This window comes from Bradyrhizobium sp. WBOS08 (assembly GCF_024585125.1).
GTDB lineage: Bacteria > Pseudomonadota > Alphaproteobacteria > Rhizobiales > Xanthobacteraceae > Bradyrhizobium > Bradyrhizobium japonicum_B.
This window is the reverse complement of the sequence record NZ_CP028988.1, coordinates 1830791-1845204: the sequence shown is the minus strand read 5'-3', so window position 1 is coordinate 1845204 and position 14414 is coordinate 1830791. Positions and strand designations below refer to the sequence as shown.

13 protein-coding genes are annotated in these 14414 nt (G+C 65.8%); 7 read left to right on the top strand and 6 right to left on the bottom strand.

Annotation, left to right across the window (positions count from 1 at the left end; translation table 11 throughout):
• Window positions 1-195: 195 nt before the first annotated feature.
• Window positions 196-1758, bottom strand: coding sequence for an AMP-binding protein (locus tag DCM80_RS08875; protein WP_257196624.1), 1563 nt, complete (start codon window positions 1756-1758; stop codon window positions 196-198).
• Window positions 1759-1883: 125 nt separating this feature from the next.
• On the opposite strand from DCM80_RS08875, the gene DCM80_RS08870 reads away from it, so the two are divergent.
• The 4 genes from DCM80_RS08870 to DCM80_RS08855 all read left to right on the top strand — a co-directional run bounded on the left by DCM80_RS08870 (window position 1884) and on the right by DCM80_RS08855 (window position 4892).
• On the top strand, window positions 1884-2858 hold the full coding sequence (locus DCM80_RS08870) for a nitronate monooxygenase family protein (RefSeq protein ID WP_257196623.1): 975 nt from the start codon (window positions 1884-1886) through the stop codon (window positions 2856-2858).
• A 132-nt stretch (window positions 2859-2990) separates the two neighbouring features.
• The gene (locus DCM80_RS08865) at window positions 2991-3239 is read left to right on the top strand and encodes a hypothetical protein (protein ID WP_028138683.1); all 249 of its coding nucleotides are present in this window, start codon (window positions 2991-2993) and stop codon (window positions 3237-3239) included.
• 136 nt (window positions 3240-3375) lie between these two features.
• Window positions 3376-4089: a hypothetical protein gene (locus tag DCM80_RS08860; protein ID WP_028138682.1), complete on the top strand. Its 714-nt coding sequence runs from the start codon at window positions 3376-3378 to the stop codon at window positions 4087-4089.
• A gap of 86 nt (window positions 4090-4175) precedes the next feature.
• Window positions 4176-4892: a hypothetical protein gene (locus tag DCM80_RS08855; RefSeq protein WP_257196622.1), complete on the top strand. Its 717-nt coding sequence runs from the start codon at window positions 4176-4178 to the stop codon at window positions 4890-4892.
• A gap of 21 nt (window positions 4893-4913) precedes the next feature.
• On the opposite strand, the gene DCM80_RS08850 is transcribed toward DCM80_RS08855, so the two are convergent.
• Window positions 4914-6473: a winged helix-turn-helix domain-containing protein gene (locus DCM80_RS08850; protein WP_257196621.1), complete on the bottom strand. Its 1560-nt coding sequence runs from the start codon at window positions 6471-6473 to the stop codon at window positions 4914-4916.
• A 369-nt stretch (window positions 6474-6842) separates the two neighbouring features.
• Here DCM80_RS08850 and pcaB point away from each other — a divergent pair, with 369 nt between their 5' ends.
• From pcaB to DCM80_RS08835, 3 genes are all read left to right on the top strand, one after another.
• Window positions 6843-8204, top strand: a complete 1362-nt coding sequence (gene pcaB / locus DCM80_RS08845) for a 3-carboxy-cis,cis-muconate cycloisomerase (RefSeq protein WP_257196620.1) — start codon at window positions 6843-6845, stop codon at window positions 8202-8204.
• A gap of 113 nt (window positions 8205-8317) precedes the next feature.
• Window positions 8318-9574 (top strand): aminopeptidase, encoded by a 1257-nt coding sequence (locus DCM80_RS08840; RefSeq protein WP_257196619.1) that lies wholly within the window; start codon window positions 8318-8320, stop codon window positions 9572-9574.
• A 282-nt stretch (window positions 9575-9856) separates the two neighbouring features.
• Window positions 9857-10306 (top strand): cupin domain-containing protein, encoded by a 450-nt coding sequence (locus DCM80_RS08835; protein WP_028138677.1) that lies wholly within the window; start codon window positions 9857-9859, stop codon window positions 10304-10306.
• 103 nt (window positions 10307-10409) lie between these two features.
• Here the strand turns inward: DCM80_RS08835 and DCM80_RS08830 are convergent, their stop codons facing one another.
• The 4 genes from DCM80_RS08830 to DCM80_RS08815 all read right to left on the bottom strand — a co-directional run bounded on the left by DCM80_RS08830 (window position 10410) and on the right by DCM80_RS08815 (window position 14203).
• Complete coding sequence (locus DCM80_RS08830) at window positions 10410-10931, bottom strand: hypothetical protein (RefSeq protein WP_257196618.1); 522 nt, start codon at window positions 10929-10931, stop codon at window positions 10410-10412.
• Between the two features lie 65 nt (window positions 10932-10996).
• Window positions 10997-11809, bottom strand: coding sequence for an MBL fold metallo-hydrolase (locus tag DCM80_RS08825; RefSeq protein ID WP_257196617.1), 813 nt, complete (start codon window positions 11807-11809; stop codon window positions 10997-10999).
• Window positions 11810-11930: 121 nt separating this feature from the next.
• Window positions 11931-13457 carry a permease gene (locus DCM80_RS08820; protein ID WP_257196616.1) on the bottom strand — a complete coding sequence of 509 codons (1527 nt, stop codon included), beginning with the start codon at window positions 13455-13457 and terminating at the stop codon, window positions 11931-11933.
• On the bottom strand, window positions 13454-14203 hold the full coding sequence (locus tag DCM80_RS08815; RefSeq protein WP_257196615.1) for an ABC transporter ATP-binding protein: 750 nt from the start codon (window positions 14201-14203) through the stop codon (window positions 13454-13456). The genes DCM80_RS08820 and DCM80_RS08815 overlap by 4 nt, the downstream gene beginning before the upstream one ends.
• Between the last annotated feature and the right edge of the window lie 211 nt (window positions 14204-14414).

Genomic DNA, 14414 nt, shown 5'->3' with positions numbered 1-14414 from the left:
GATAGCCGTGATCAACGTGACCGCGGCGACCACACTTTCCAGGGAAGCGACTCTCATCTCACTCTCCGCTTCCCAGCCCCAGCAGCGGTCTAGGTGATTCCCCGATTCGCCGGCAATTGCGTGGGCCGCGCCGCCAACCACTCCTTTCCGCGTTGTGGTGTCGGGGACACAACGGCCCCGTAGAATCCCGGGTATTTATCCCACCATCCGGTCCCGGCCGCTCCAGAAGCCTGCGCGCAACACCTTCTTGTCGACCTTGCCGACGCCGGTCATCGGCAATTGCTTGACGAACCGGATCTGCTTGGGCGCATGCGCCGAGCCCTTTCGTGTCTTGACCAGGTTGATCAGCTCGTCCGGGTCCGGCGTTGCGCCCTCGCGCGGCACGACGATGGCGGTGACGGCTTCGCCCCACTTTTCGTCGGGAATGCCGACGACCGCGACCATGGCGACATCGGCATGTTGCGATAGCACGTCCTCGACCTCGCGCGGGAAGATGTTGAAGCCGCCGGACACGATCATGTCCTTCTTGCGGTCGAGAATGAACATATAGCCGCGCTCGTCCTGACGCGCGATGTCACCGGTGTGGACCCAACCGTTCCTGAGCGTCTCGGCGGTGATGTCGGGCCGCCTCCAGTACTCCGCCATCGCATGCGGGGCGCGCACGCAGATCTCGCCGGCCTCGCCTGTCTTCACCTCCTCGTCGTTGTCATCGAGAATCCTGACCTCGCAGGCCGCGATCGGGAAGCCGCAGGACAGGAACAGCTCCGGCGTCTTGGGATCGTGATCCGCCTTGCGCAGCACCGAGACCGGATAGCACTCGGTCTGGCCGTAGAGCTGCGAGAACACCGGTCCGATGCGATCGATGCCCTCGATCAGCCGGCTCGGCGACATCGCCGACGCGCCATAGAGCACCAGCTCGAGCGAGGTGAGATCGGTCTTTTCAAGCGCGGGATGATCGAGCAGCACGTAGATCATGGTCGGCACGAACAGCGTGAAATTGATGCGCTCGCGTGCGATCGTCGTCATCACCGCCTCGGGATCGAATCCCCTCAGCATGTGCACGGTGCCGCCGCGCATCAGGGTCGGCAGCACTTTGGTGCCGGCGACATGGCTGATCGGCGCAACCGTGAGATAGCGTGCCGCGTCGGGGATCTCGAAGTCGGCGAGGATCGCGGCCGCGGCTCCGGCATTCTCGCGGTGATAGCGTAGCGCGCCCTTGGATTTGCCGGTGGTGCCGCCGGTGTAGTTCAGCGTGGAGAGATCGTCGAGGCCGGCGAGGCTCCGCGCGCTGGCGTGTCCGGCGCTCTCGATGGCGGCCAACAGATCGGCGCCGTAGCCGGCCGGCCCCATCGTGAAGACCGCCTTCAGCCGGGGCGCCCTTGCTGCAAGTTCGCCGCCGCGGTCGCGGAAGGCGGCGGCATCGACCACGAGCATCTCGGCCTCGGAATCCTCGAGCTGGAACAGCTGGTCCTCCAGCGATCCCAGCGGATGCAGCCAGGTGATGCAGAGCCGCGATAATTGCGCGGCGACGCCGGCGCACCAGGTGTCGGCGCGGTTCGCGGTGAGGAAGGCGACGCGCGCACCTGGCGGCAGGCCGAGACGCATGAACACGCCCTGGATGCGCCCGATGAGATCGATGGCGCCCCGGTAGCTCAACGATCCGCCGGGCCAGGCGAAGGCGGTGCGGCCGGGATAGCGCGACAGCGCCCGTAGCGTCTGCGCACAAGTCGGTGACGATGCGTGCAGCGGATCGGTCATATGTTTCCTCGTTGCTTTGTCACCGGCTTCTGACGTGCCAATGTTGCCGGCGACGCTAGCACAGAGACTGCGGGAGGAAACGACAAGGCCCGCGCGAGGGAGGCATGCGTGACAAGGAGATTTGCGTGACGTCAGATCGGCTGCAACGCTTCGGCGATCGTCTCGCTCTGCCGCTGATCGCAGCGCCGATGTTCCTGGTGTCCGGCGTCGAACTCATCGTCGCGGCCTGCCGCAATGGGGTGATCGGCAGCTTCCCCACCGCGAATTGCCGCAGCACGGACCAGCTCGAGGAATGGCTGACCACGATCGAGACACGGCTGCGCCAGCACGAAGACCAGACCGGCCGCAAGGCAGCGCCGCTCTGCCCGAACCTGATCGTGCACCGCTCCAATGCGCGGCTGGAGCATGATCTCGCCGTGCTGCTGCGGCACAGGCCGGAGATCGTCATCACCTCGGTCGGCTCGCCCGCAGCAATGGTCAAGCCGCTGCACGATGCCGGTGCGCTGGTGCTGGCGGACGTCGCTTCCATCCGTCATGCCGAACGTGCGGCGGAAGCAGGTGCCGATGGGCTGGTGCTGCTCACCGCGGGCGCCGGCGGGCAGACCGGCTGGCTCAACCCGTTCGCCTTCGTCCGCGCGGTGCGCGCGTTCTATGACGGCGTCATCGTGCTCGCGGGCGGCATCAGCGACGGCCGCGCGCTGTATGCGGCCGAAGTGCTCGGCTGCGATCTCGCTTACATGGGCACCAAGTTCATTGCGACGCGTGAGAGCATGGCGGACGATCGCCACAAGCGTATGCTGGTCGAGAGCAGCGCCGACGACATCCTGCTGACGACCGCGTTCACGGGCCTGCAGACCAGCATGCTGAGGCCGTCGATCGTGGCCGCCGGGCTTGATCCCGACGATCTGCCGGCGCACGGAGCGATCGACATCGCTGCGGATATAGACGTTGCCGCGCGCGAGAGCCGTCCGAAGCGCTGGCGCGACATCTGGAGCGGTGGGCATTCCAGCTCGGGCGTCACCGACGTGCTCGCGGTCGATGATCTCGTTGCGCGGACGGTGGCCGAATATCGTGAGGCGAGGGCGCGCCGCTCCCCGTAGAATTGCGGCTCCGCTCGTCCTCGATCACGGTTAATCCCGCGCTCTTCCGTCCCCGCCCACTTAACGGCAGATTAACCATCGCCCGCCAAGAATCCTCTCACGGCCGCCAATCAGGACCGAGAGGGACAGGCGATGGACTTCGATTATCTCAACACCAAGACGGCGGCTTCGCTGGACGAAATCCGCGTCCGCGTCGCTCATGCCCTGGCCCGCCACCCGCTGTGCCGCAACGTCCGTTTCGACATCGTCAGCGTCCCCCGCACCCGCCGGGGCGGCAATTGGACGGTGGCGCTGCAATCGGTCGAGCCGCGCGCGGTCTGGGAGGCCTCGGAGATCGTCGCGGACATCCAGGACGCCTACGAACTGGCTGCAGCTGCCTGATTTCCCTTGCCTTTTACGCAGAATGTCGCTGCAGACATGCTGATTGTCGCAACGAAGGCACACTCAAGCCATAATTCGTGCCCTTTTGCCGGGCATCGTTAACAAACTCGTGAAGCGTCCGTTCCCGGAGAGACGTTTGTCCAAAGCCATCACCATCGTTGTGCTGACCTGCTTCCTCGTCCTCGGCGCCGCCACCACCGCCATTCTCGGCCGCGACAGCGTCCCCAGCGTCAGCGAAGACATGATCGCCCAGACGCCTCCGCCCAAGCCGCTCGCAACCAACCGCGCCGCCAAGGCCGACCGTCTGGTCCCGACCCTCGCCTTGGCATCGGCCGCATTCGAGCCGGTCCAGGTGCCCGCCGACAGGCTCTCGCAAGCGCCCTTGCTGACCGAGCCGCTGCGCCAGGCCTTCGCCGCTGCAACGCCGTCCGATTTCCCGATGCCCAAGCCGGCGGTGTCCGAGGCGCCCGCCGCGGCGGAGGTTCCAGCCGTCGAAGTCCCCGCCAAGCCGAAGGTGGTGGCCAAGCCGCAGCCGCAGAAGAATTATACGCTGCTGTCCGACGCACAGATTGCGGGGATCAGGGACCGCCTGAAACTGTCCTCGTCGCAGGAATATTACTGGCCCTCGGTCGAGAGCGCGCTGCGCAACGTTGTCCGCAAGATCTCGGCCAACAAGCTCTCAAATCCGAACGCGCCACCCAGCGCTCAGATCGACCCGAACTGCGATGAGGTCCAGCAGTTGAAGTCGGCGGCCATGCCGTTGCTGTTCCAGTTGCGTGACGACCAGAAAGAGGAAGTGCGCAAGCTCGCTCGCCTCATCGGGCTCGAGAAGGTCGCGCAGCAGATCTGACGCTGAAGTTCCTTTGGGAACTGCTTCCGTACCAGGAACATCCGGCAATCGACGCGCGTTGCTCGCTCCAAAGAGGGAGTGGATCAATGCGCGCCTCGACAGCCTATTTCGTCGGTGCCGGAACCATCGTTGCAGCGATCGCCATTGGTTTGGGCGGCGGGATCGTGGCCGGCAACATCATGAATCCGGTCCCGTCCAAACAGGGCCCGGACACCAGCAAGATGGCGCAGCGCGCCGAATCCGCCGCGGCGCCGGCGGCGACAAACGCGCCCTCCGAACGGGTCAATTATCTCACCGGCTCGCAAGCCTTCGGCGCCATGATCGCCGCACCGGCGCAGGCCGAAGCCAAGTCTGAAGCCGCAAAGCCCGAAGTCGCAAGGCCTGACGCGCAGCCCGCTCAGGCCAATGCCGAACCGCCGGCCGCCCCGCCTTCGCAGGCGGCTGCAGTTGAGCCGCCCAAGGAACAGTCAAAGCCAGCGGTCGCATCGTCACCGAAAGCCGCAAAGCCCGGCGAGCAGCAAGCGTCGATCGATCCGGCCGCTTCGCCTGACAACGCCTATGCCAAGGCGAAGGATTCCGACGTGAGGCGCGCTGCGTCCGAGCGGCGCCGGACCGAGCGGCGCGACCGCTGGGCCGAGCGCCGCCAATACTATGAGGGCCGCGAGCAGCGCGGAATGCGCGACCGCACCGATTGGGACGACGTCGCGCGCAACATCCGCGAAGATTCCGATGCGCGCGATTATGCGGGCCGGCCGCGCGGCGGCTTCCCGCAGATCAGGCTGTTCGGGCCCGACGACGATTAGCGCATCATTGTCGAGCCGCTGTCACGTCAGCCCCGCGCGCCGCAATCCTTCCAGGTAATGCGCCCGATCCTCGTCCCGCAGCATCGGCAGCTCGCGGGTGATCCAGGCGAGCGAGACCCCGGGTTGAGCGCGGCGTAGACCGTCCAGGGCGGACGCTGTGAGCGCCGGATCTCCTGACATCCCGGCGGCAGCCGTCAGCACGCGGTGCGCGCCGACGAAATCGCCGCGTTGCCGTAGCGATTCCCGCGCCATCTGCACGGCTCCCTCGTAGTCGCGGCCGACGAACCGGGCATAGGCCGCAACCCCGCAATAGATCGCCGCGAGTGGATCGCGCGGACTGAGCCGCAGCGCCCGGCGCGCGGCGGCGTCGCCGTCCTGCCATCGGCCGGCATAGCACAGCGTCACGCCGTGAAAGGCATGCGCCATCGCGAAATTCGGGTTGAGCTGCAGCGCCAGCTCGAACTCGGCCAGCGAGTCGTCGAAGCGGCGCCGGAACAGATAGGTGTAGGCGAGGCCGTGATGGGCCCAGGCGTCCTCGCGGTCGGCTTCCACCGCCGCGAGCGCCGAGCGCTCGGCGATGGGAAGCGTAACTTCCATGTCGGCCCAGCCCATATGCGCGCCGAAGATGTGACTGGTCGCGAGCAGGCCCAGCGCCTTGCCATAGGCGGGATCGATCGCGACGGCCTGTTCGAGCAGCGCTTGCGCGGCGGCGTTGTCTTCGCGGGTAATACGCCAATGGTGCGACAATGCCCGCATCACGAGATCCCAGGCGTCGAGACTTCCGGGCGGCTTCTGCTCGGCGCGAAAGCTCTCGGCGGCATAGAGCTGCGGCTCGATTGCGGCGACGATCGCCTCGGTGATCTCGTCCTGCACGGCGAAGATGTCGGCGAGCTCGCGATCGTAGCGCTCGGCCCAGAGATGGCTGCCGGTCGAGACGTCGTTGAGCTGGGCCGAGATGCGCACCCGCTCGCCGCTCCGCCGGACGCTGCCTTCGACCACGTAGCGCACCCCGAGCTCGCGCGCGACCTCGCGGATATTCACGGCGCGGCCCTTGTAGACGAAGGATGAGTTGCGCGCGATGACGAAGAACCAGCGCAGCTTCGACAGCGCGGTGATGATGTCCTCGCTGATGCCGTCGGAGAAATAATCCTGTCCGGCCTCGCCGCTCATGTTGGTGAAGGGCAGCACGGCGATCGCGGGCCGCTCGGGAAGCGCCAGCGCAGCGCGCGGCGCCCCGGCGGCGCGGCCATGCTCCGGCGCGGTCGCGCTGACCTTGGCCTCGACATCGCCGACGAAGCGAAAACCCTTGCGGGCGATGGTGCGGATCAGCGCCTGGCTCGCGCCACTGTCGCCGATCGCCTTGCGTGCGGCGTTGATCCGGCTGGTCAGGGTGGATTCGGAGACGCTGCGCCCGTGCCAGATCTTGTCGATCAACTCGTCCTTGCTGACCACCCGGTCGCGGTTCTGCATGAGGTGGACGACGAGATCGAAGACCTGCGGCTCCACGGCAATTGGAACCTGCTCGCGGCTCAGCTCGCGCCGGTCGGTATCGAGAAGGTGGTCCTGGAACAGAAACTGCACGTCGAAAACTCGGGCCTCATTGCGATATCGGATGGGCTAAATGAAAAGAAATTTGGGTCGAAAGCCATGTGTCTGCCGAAAGGCCCGCCTGGTTCATCGAGATTGCGTGATGGCAGTCATGCGGTTTTCGGAGGGAATACGACTGCGACCAGGTTGTAACCGCTCGCCACCCAAGACGGTCATCCTTCGCGCCTCTCCATGGGACGCGTTGCGTCCCATGTCTCGCATCTCAGGATGAGGGGGTGAAAGCGTGACGTGCCGTTATACGCCGCCCTGCGGTGGATGTGGCGAACGGTGAATGCCCTTTGCCGCGCCGCGCCGACTGCGTAAGCTATCTCCCACCAAAACGCCAACCACGAAGAAAAGCCCATGCCCGCCTTCAGCGCTTCCACCACCGTGCTCGATTCCATGCTTTTTCGCGACGCCTTCGGCACACCCGAGATGCGCGCGGTGTTCTCCGACGTCGCGACGGTCGCACGCTATGCCGAGGTCGAGGTGGCGCTGGCGAAGGCGGAAGCCAAATGTGGCGTGATCCCGCAGCAGGCGGCCGAGGCGATCGCGGCGCGGACCGACGTCGCCGCGCTCGATTTCGATCTGCTCAGGCAGGAGACCGACATCGTCGGCTATCCGATCCTCCCCTTGGTGCATCAGATGGTGAAGCAATGCGGCGACGCCGGCCGCTACGTGCATTGGGGCGCGACGACGCAGGACATCATGGATACCGCCGTGGTGCTGCAGCTCCGCGCTGCGCTCGATATCGTGGCGCGGGACATCGACGAGCTCCGCGGCATCCTGGCGAACCTCTCGAGACGCCACCGCGACACGCCGATGGCCGGCCGTACTCACCTCCAGCAGGCGCTGCCGGTGACCTTCGGCTACAAGGCCGCGATCTGGCTGGCCATGTTCGATCGCCACGCCGAGCGGCTGGCGCAGTTGAAGCCGCGCGTGCTGGTCGGCCAGTTCGCCGGCGCCGCCGGTACGCTGGCCTCGCTCGGCGACAAGGGATTCGAGGTGCAGGAGGCACTCTGCGCAGAGCTGAAGCTTGGCGTTCCCGTCTCGACCTGGCACGTCGCGCGCGATGGCTTTGCCGAGGCCGTGAACTTCCTTGCGCTCGTCACCGGCTCGCTCGGCAAGATCGCGCTCGACATCATGATCATGGCCTCGACCGAGTTCGGCGAAGTCTATGAGCCCTTCGTCAAGGGGCGGGGCGCCTCCTCGACCATGCCGCAGAAGCGCAACCCGATCTCGTCGGAATTGATGCTGGCGGCGTCCAAAGCGGTGCGCCAGCACGCCGGCCTCATGCTCGACGCCATGGTGCAGGATTTCGAGCGCGCCACCGGTCCCTGGCACGCCGAATGGATGGCCATCCCCGAAAGCTTCGTGCTGACGGCCGGCGCGCTGCATCAGGCGAAGTTCGCACTGGCGGGCCTCATCGTGGACGAGACGAAGATGAACGACAATCTCGCGATCAGCCGCGGCCTGATCGTGGCCGAAGCGGTCATGATGGGGCTCGCGCCGCAGCTGGGCCGGCAGGAGGCCCATGACGTGGTTTATGACGCTTGCCGGCTCGCCAACGACAAGGGCTTGAGCCTGGCGGATGCGCTGTCCTCCGACGCCCGCGTCTCGAGCCGCATCGACCGTGTCACAATCGAGGCGCTCACCTCACCGAAAAATTACCTCGGGCTCGCGCCTGCCATGGTTGACCGGGTGCTGAAATCGGCAACGCGTTGAAAACCAATATGCGTGAAACTGCGTATCTTCTCCGTGTCGCAAGGTGCTCGCGCACTTGCGCCTTGCGGTGCTAGGCTTAGATTGAACCAGAGACTTTCGGCAGAGGGCCCGGCATGACTGATCACCGCAATTCCAACGCTCCCATCGATCCCGCGAAGCTCGACCGGCTGGCCGAGGTGGCGGTGAAGGTGGGCCTGGGCTTGCGGCCGGGACAGGATCTGCTGCTCACGGCGCCCGCGATCGCGCTGCCGCTGGTCAGGCGGATCGCCGTGCATGCCTACAAGGCCGGCGCCGGTATCGTGACGCCGATCCTGTCGGACGAGGAGATGACGCTGGCGCGCTACCGCCACGGCCATGACGGCAGTTTCGATCGTGCCGCCGGCTGGCTCTATGAGGGTATGGCCAAGGCGTTCTCGGAGAACACCGCGCGGCTCGCCATCGTCGGCGACAATCCGATGCTGCTGTCGGGCGAGGATCCGTCCAAGGTGGCGCGCGCGAGCAAGGCGAATTCGATGGCGTATCAGCCCGCGCTGGAGAAGATCGTCAATTTCGACACCAACTGGAACATCATCGCCTATCCGAGCCCGTCCTGGGCCAAGCAGGTCTTCCCCAACGATCCCGAGGAGGTCGCGGTCGGCAAGCTCGCGGATGCGATTTTCGCCGCGTCCCGCGTCGATCGCGAGGATGCGATGGCCAATTGGGCCAGCCACAATGCGGTGCTGCGCGAGCGGACCAACTGGCTCAACGGCCAGCGCTTTCGCGCCCTGCAATATTCGGGACCAAGCACCGACCTCACCATCGGCCTGGCCGACGGCCACGAATGGGAGGGCGGTGCCTCGCTCTCCAAGAACGGCATCAGCTGCAACGCCAACATTCCGACCGAAGAGGTCTTCACCACGCCGCATTGCCGCCGCGTCTACGGCCATGTCGTGAGCTCGAAGCCGCTGTCCTATCAGGGCACGCTGATCGACAACATCGCGGTGCGCTTCGAGGACGGCAAGATCGTCGACGCAAAGGCCTCGCGCGGCGCGGAGGTGCTGAACAAGGTGCTCGACACCGACGAGGGCGCGCGGCGCCTCGGCGAAGTGGCGCTGGTGCCGCATTCCTCGCCGATCTCGCAGAGCGGGCTGTTGTTCTACAACACGCTGTTCGACGAGAACGCGGCATCTCACATCGCGCTCGGCCAATGCTATTCGAAATGCTTCGTGAATGGCGCGCAACTCACCCCGCAGCAGATCGCGGCGCAAGGTGGCAACCAGAGCCTGATCCATATCGACTGGATGATCGGCTCCGCCGAGACCGATATCGACGGCATCCTGCCCGACGGCAGCAAGGTGCCGGTATTCCGCAAGGGCGAGTGGGCGAAGTAGTTTGGATCACCCTGTTTGAGCGCTGACGAGCGGCGGAGCGCGGCCGCGACGGCATTCTCGGGCTCCGTTCCGGTGCCTGCGCACTTTGTCGCACCCGGGATGGATCTGGTCATGTCCGCGGATTTGCAGGGGAATTGCGACGTTAACCGTCTGCACGTGTTGCTTCCGGCTGATTCTCGGAATCGATGTAAGAAAGAATTAGAAACGGACGACTAGCGTCCGTGCGTCTTTCGAACACTCCCGGCCGGAGCCGGCCGCAAAATATCATTTCCGAGGAAGCAAATGGCATTGATTGAAGTCGGCAGTTTCAATGTGGACCTCGAGCCGAGCCCGATCGAGCCGTCCTGGATCATCGAGGGCAATCCGGTCGCGCGCTCGCGCGTCCTGTCCACCAGCGAAGACCGCACCGCCCAGACCATCGTCTGGCACTGCACTGAAGGACGGTTCAACTGGTACTACGACATCGACGAGACGATCATGATCATGGAAGGATCGATCGTGCTCGAGAGCGACGGCATGCCGCCGAAGCGCTACGGCCCCGGCGACGTCATCTTCTTCCGCGACGGCGCGCATGCCAAATGGCATGTCGAAGGCCACGTCAAGAAGATCGCCTTCTGCCGCAAGACCAATCCCGTGATGATCGGCTTCCTGATCCGCGTCGTCAACAAGCTGAAGAAGATGTTCGTCTCCACCGGCGCGCCCCGTCCGGCCTCGCTGATGGGTGCCGGCTAAGGACAAAAAGCTTTCAAGGACGCTTCCCAGCGGCCACGACGAAGAGGGGCCGGATCGACATCCCGGCCCCTCTTCTCGTTTCGATATCACGGCCGGCCGATGCCTAGGGCCAGCGCCGTCGTGCTTTGACTGCCACGGTCAGCCGCCAATCCTGCGCCGCTGCGGGCTTGGTTTCGCCGAGCCAATGGAAGGAGTCCTGGCTGATCTCCGTGAAGCTCCACCGCGTCAGTTCGCCGGCTTCGGTGGTGCCTTCCTGCACGATGTCCTCTCCGCGCGGACGGCCGATCTGGTGGCGGAAGACGCAGCGCGCGGGATCGAACCAGGAAATCCGCCACGCATCGATGGTTGGATCATAAACGCGCAGCGTCGTGCCGTACCAATTGCCGGCGATCGGGAAGGCCGGCGCGCCCGTCGGCCGGGGTATCATCCAGATGTCCTGGACGGCACGGCCCTCCAGCACCCAGCCGAAATGAATCTCGCCGGGAGCCGTGTGTCTCGTGCCATCGGATCCATGGGCGGTGATCTCGGCATCCCAGTCGCCGACGAAGCGGCCATAGAGTTGAAGCGCCGCCGCATGCTCGGGGTTCGGTCCGTCCGCGTGCAACAGTCTGGCAAAGTCGGTCATGTCGCTCTCCTGTTGCAGGCAGATCAACACGACCGGCCGGCGGCCGGCTTGGAGAAAATTGCGTCTCAGACCCCGTCGAGGATGATCACCGTCGGCTTCGACGGCAGCGCATCCCGCGACATCCGGAATGACCGCCCGGAGTGCCGGTCGATCTCGAAATGCTGGCCGATCCGGCGCATGAAGTCGTCGAGCGGGGTCGCGAAGCGGTGCATCGGCAGCACCACCGAGGCGCGCAACCGCTTGGTGATATCGGAGATGCCGTCCAGCGACATGGTGTAGGTGCCGTCGATCGGCACCATCACGATATCGAGCCGCCCGATCTGGGCGAAATGGCTGTCGTCGAGCTTGTGATGGAGGTGGCCGAGATGGCCGATGCAGAGGCCCGCGACCTCGAAGATGAAGATCGAATTGCCGTCGCGGATCATGTCGGAGCCGGCATCGTCGCCGAAATAGCGGCGGATGTCGGTCGTGACATTCCGGATGAAGGCATCGCCGATGCGTTCCGACACGATCGCCGGCTTGCCGTCGTCGCTCCAGCCGTGGAGCACGTGCGGAATGCGCCTGTCGGGAAAAAGAGTGTAGTGGGTGCTGTGGGCGCGGTTCATGGTGGCGACGTCGGGCAGCCGTCCCACCTGATAGGCACCGCTGTAATCGGTCGCGATGCGCAAGCCGCCGGGCGTGTCGATGTAATAGGTGGAATGGCCGGCATAGCTGATCTCGACCTCGGCCGCGGCCGCCGCCTGCCGGAATGCGACCGGCATCGCACGGGGTGCCGCGTTCGCCATCGCCAGGCACTCGCTGCGCTGGGGCTGCTGGGCGAGGGCAGGTGAGAGAGCTGCGCCGAACAGCGCCAAAGCCGCCGAAACAAGTCGCCACATGAATCCGTCCCCGATGACGCCCAAGACAAAGTGTAGCGTGCAATGCCGAGCCGCGCCAACTGCCGGCGATCAACAGCGCGTCAGTGTCGCACCTGCCGCCCCCTCGTCCTAGTCCCGCCCTCTAGTCCCGTCTTGGGCTGAACTTCCAGGTGACCGCAACAAGGCTCGCGGTGATCAGGCCGCTGATGAGGCCCGCGACGGGGAGCACGAGCAGCAGCGCCGCCGTCGCGGCCCAGCCGATCGAGGAGAAGGCTTCGGCAATGGTCGCCAGCCGCGACGAGGTCTGGCGGCGCCGGAATTGGCTGCGCCGGGCCTGCACCCGGAACCAGAGCTGGATCGCCGTCGCGGAGGCCGCGCTGACGATGATCGCGCCGGCACTGATCGCGGCCTGATAGGGCGAGGCGAAAGCGAGTGTTGCGACCAGCGGGCAGAAGATGACGGCGATCGCGATCAGCACCACCTCGATCTTGGCGCGGATGAGGCTGGATGGCGTCAACGGCGCCGTTGCGACCAGGTCGGGTGCGTCCTCGCCCGAGATGGTCAGCCAGGCAAGTCCGCCGGCGAGCTGCCCGGCCGCCATCACGATGACGGGCGTGATCAGCGTCAGCGCCGCCGAGCTGTCGCCAAAATTGCGCCAGAGCAGCAGGGCCGGCGGCACCAGATAGAGCAGCTGCATCAGGGTCTGCGAGATCAGCCAGGGATCGCGCCAGAGCAGCGAGAATTCCTTGCGCCGCAGCGCCTGTTGCCGCGAGCCGCTGCGGAACGGCCGCTCCTTCGTCCGCCTGCCGCCGGACGCGCCGTAGGCCGCGGCGTCGATCGCCGTGTCGGCGAAGCGGTGCGAGAAGATCGCCATGACGCTTCCGAGCAGCACCAGAGCGAGCGCCAGCAGCAGCAGCAGGGCCTCGTTGTCACCCATCACGGCCCGCGCCGGCCACCACCAGATGCTGTCGACGTCGGGGGCGTAGGCGGCCAAGGTGCCGGAGGTCAAAATGGTGAAGCGCGACAGCGTGCCGTAGGACATGATCGCGGCGACCTGGAGCGCGATCACGAAGCCGGCGCCAATGATCGCGGCGAGGATCTGGGCAATCAGGCGCGTCCGCGCCGGGCCGATCAGGCGAAACAACAGGATGGTGACGGCGATCGCGATCGCCGCGGCCGACAGGCCCATGGCGACGACGGCCCCGAACGCCGCCAGCCAGCGCGCGCCGCCGCCGATCACGAGCACGTCGATGAAGGGCGTCGAGAACAGCAGCGCCATCACGGTGACGGTCAGCGCGATCGCGGCGATGCGGACCGAGAACAGATTGGCGAGCCGTGCCGGCGAGGACATGATCAGGTCGAGATCGGCGCGGGCGTAGAACACCCGCGTCACCGATTCGATCGCCTGCGACAGCATCAAGGTCCAGGCGAGAAAGATCGTCGCCGAGATCACGATCAGCGAGGATTTGTCGAGCGGCAGCTGCAGATCGGCGAAACGGCCGATCACCGCCCAGGCCGGCAGGTGCAGCAGCGCGGCGAAGCAGACCAGGCCGATGATAGCGGCGCGCGTCCGCTTGCGCCGTCCGCCGGTCATCATGGCGAACCATTCGCGCCAGGCGAGCCGGAGCTCGTGGCGGGCGAACCAGGAGAGCGCGGTCGCCGAGCTCATGCGGCTTCCGGCAGCGTCACCAGCGCGATGAAGAGATCCTCCAAACTGGTGTCGGCATCGCCGTTCTGCTGGCGCAATTCGGTCAGCGTGCCCTCGGCGACGAGGCGGCCCGAAGCGATCACACCGATGCGGTCGGCCATGCGCTCGGCCACCTCGAGAATATGCGTGGTCATGATGACGGTGCAGCCGGCCCGGACCCGCTCGCTGAGCAGGCCTTTCACATGCCGGGCCGAGACCGCATCGAGCCCCGTCAGCGGCTCGTCGAGGATGATGAGGCGGGGATCGTGCACCAGCGCGCCGGCCAGCGCCACCTTCTGACGCATGCCCTTGGAGAACCCCTCGCAGCGCTCGTGCCGGTGCGGCGCGAGCCCGAGCGAGGAGAGCAGGTCCTGCGCGACCGGCTCGGAGACCTGCGGCGCGATGCCCCAGAGGCCGGCGACGAATTCGAGATATTCGAGCGGGGTCAGCTTGTCGTAGATCATCGGCTCGTCGGAGACCCACGCCATCACCTGCTTGGCGGCTACGGGATCCTGGAGCGCATCGATGCCGAAGATCGAGACGCGGCCGGCATCGGGGCGCAGCAGGCCTGCAACCATGCGCAAAGTCGTGGTCTTGCCGGCGCCGTTGGGGCCGACCAGCGCATAGAATTCGCCGGCGTGGACGGTCAGATCGAGGCTGTCGACCGCCAGACGGTCAAAACGCTTCGTTAACCCCATGACTTCGAGCGCCGAGCTGTCCGGCTTCATGACGGCCACCATCCGGTTTTGCATCGCTTCCGACCATGATCCGAAGATGTTTCGGCGCGGTGAATCGCGCTGCAGCAAATTCCGTCATCCGGATTGGACTAAAGGCAAGTCACCCCTACAAGTCACCGTTTGTTGACAGCGCTGAGCGGTTCAGGCTGAATTGGTTCCGGACAAATGGCGCTAACGCAGCGAAACGACTGCGTAGCGACTG

Coding starts and splice junctions, on each gene's coding strand:
- DCM80_RS08875 (WP_257196624.1), bottom strand. CDS start 1,758: ATGACCGATCCGCTGCACGCATCGTCACCGACTTGTGCGCAGACGCTA.
- DCM80_RS08865 (WP_028138683.1), top strand. CDS start 2,991: ATGGACTTCGATTATCTCAACACCAAGACGGCGGCTTCGCTGGACGAA.
- DCM80_RS08855 (WP_257196622.1), top strand. CDS start 4,176: ATGCGCGCCTCGACAGCCTATTTCGTCGGTGCCGGAACCATCGTTGCA.
- pcaB (WP_257196620.1), top strand. CDS start 6,843: ATGCCCGCCTTCAGCGCTTCCACCACCGTGCTCGATTCCATGCTTTTT.
- DCM80_RS08840 (WP_257196619.1), top strand. CDS start 8,318: ATGACTGATCACCGCAATTCCAACGCTCCCATCGATCCCGCGAAGCTC.
- DCM80_RS08835 (WP_028138677.1), top strand. CDS start 9,857: ATGGCATTGATTGAAGTCGGCAGTTTCAATGTGGACCTCGAGCCGAGC.
- DCM80_RS08830 (WP_257196618.1), bottom strand. CDS start 10,931: ATGACCGACTTTGCCAGACTGTTGCACGCGGACGGACCGAACCCCGAG.
- DCM80_RS08825 (WP_257196617.1), bottom strand. CDS start 11,809: ATGTGGCGACTTGTTTCGGCGGCTTTGGCGCTGTTCGGCGCAGCTCTC.
- DCM80_RS08820 (WP_257196616.1), bottom strand. CDS start 13,457: ATGAGCTCGGCGACCGCGCTCTCCTGGTTCGCCCGCCACGAGCTCCGG.
- DCM80_RS08815 (WP_257196615.1), bottom strand. CDS start 14,203: ATGAAGCCGGACAGCTCGGCGCTCGAAGTCATGGGGTTAACGAAGCGT.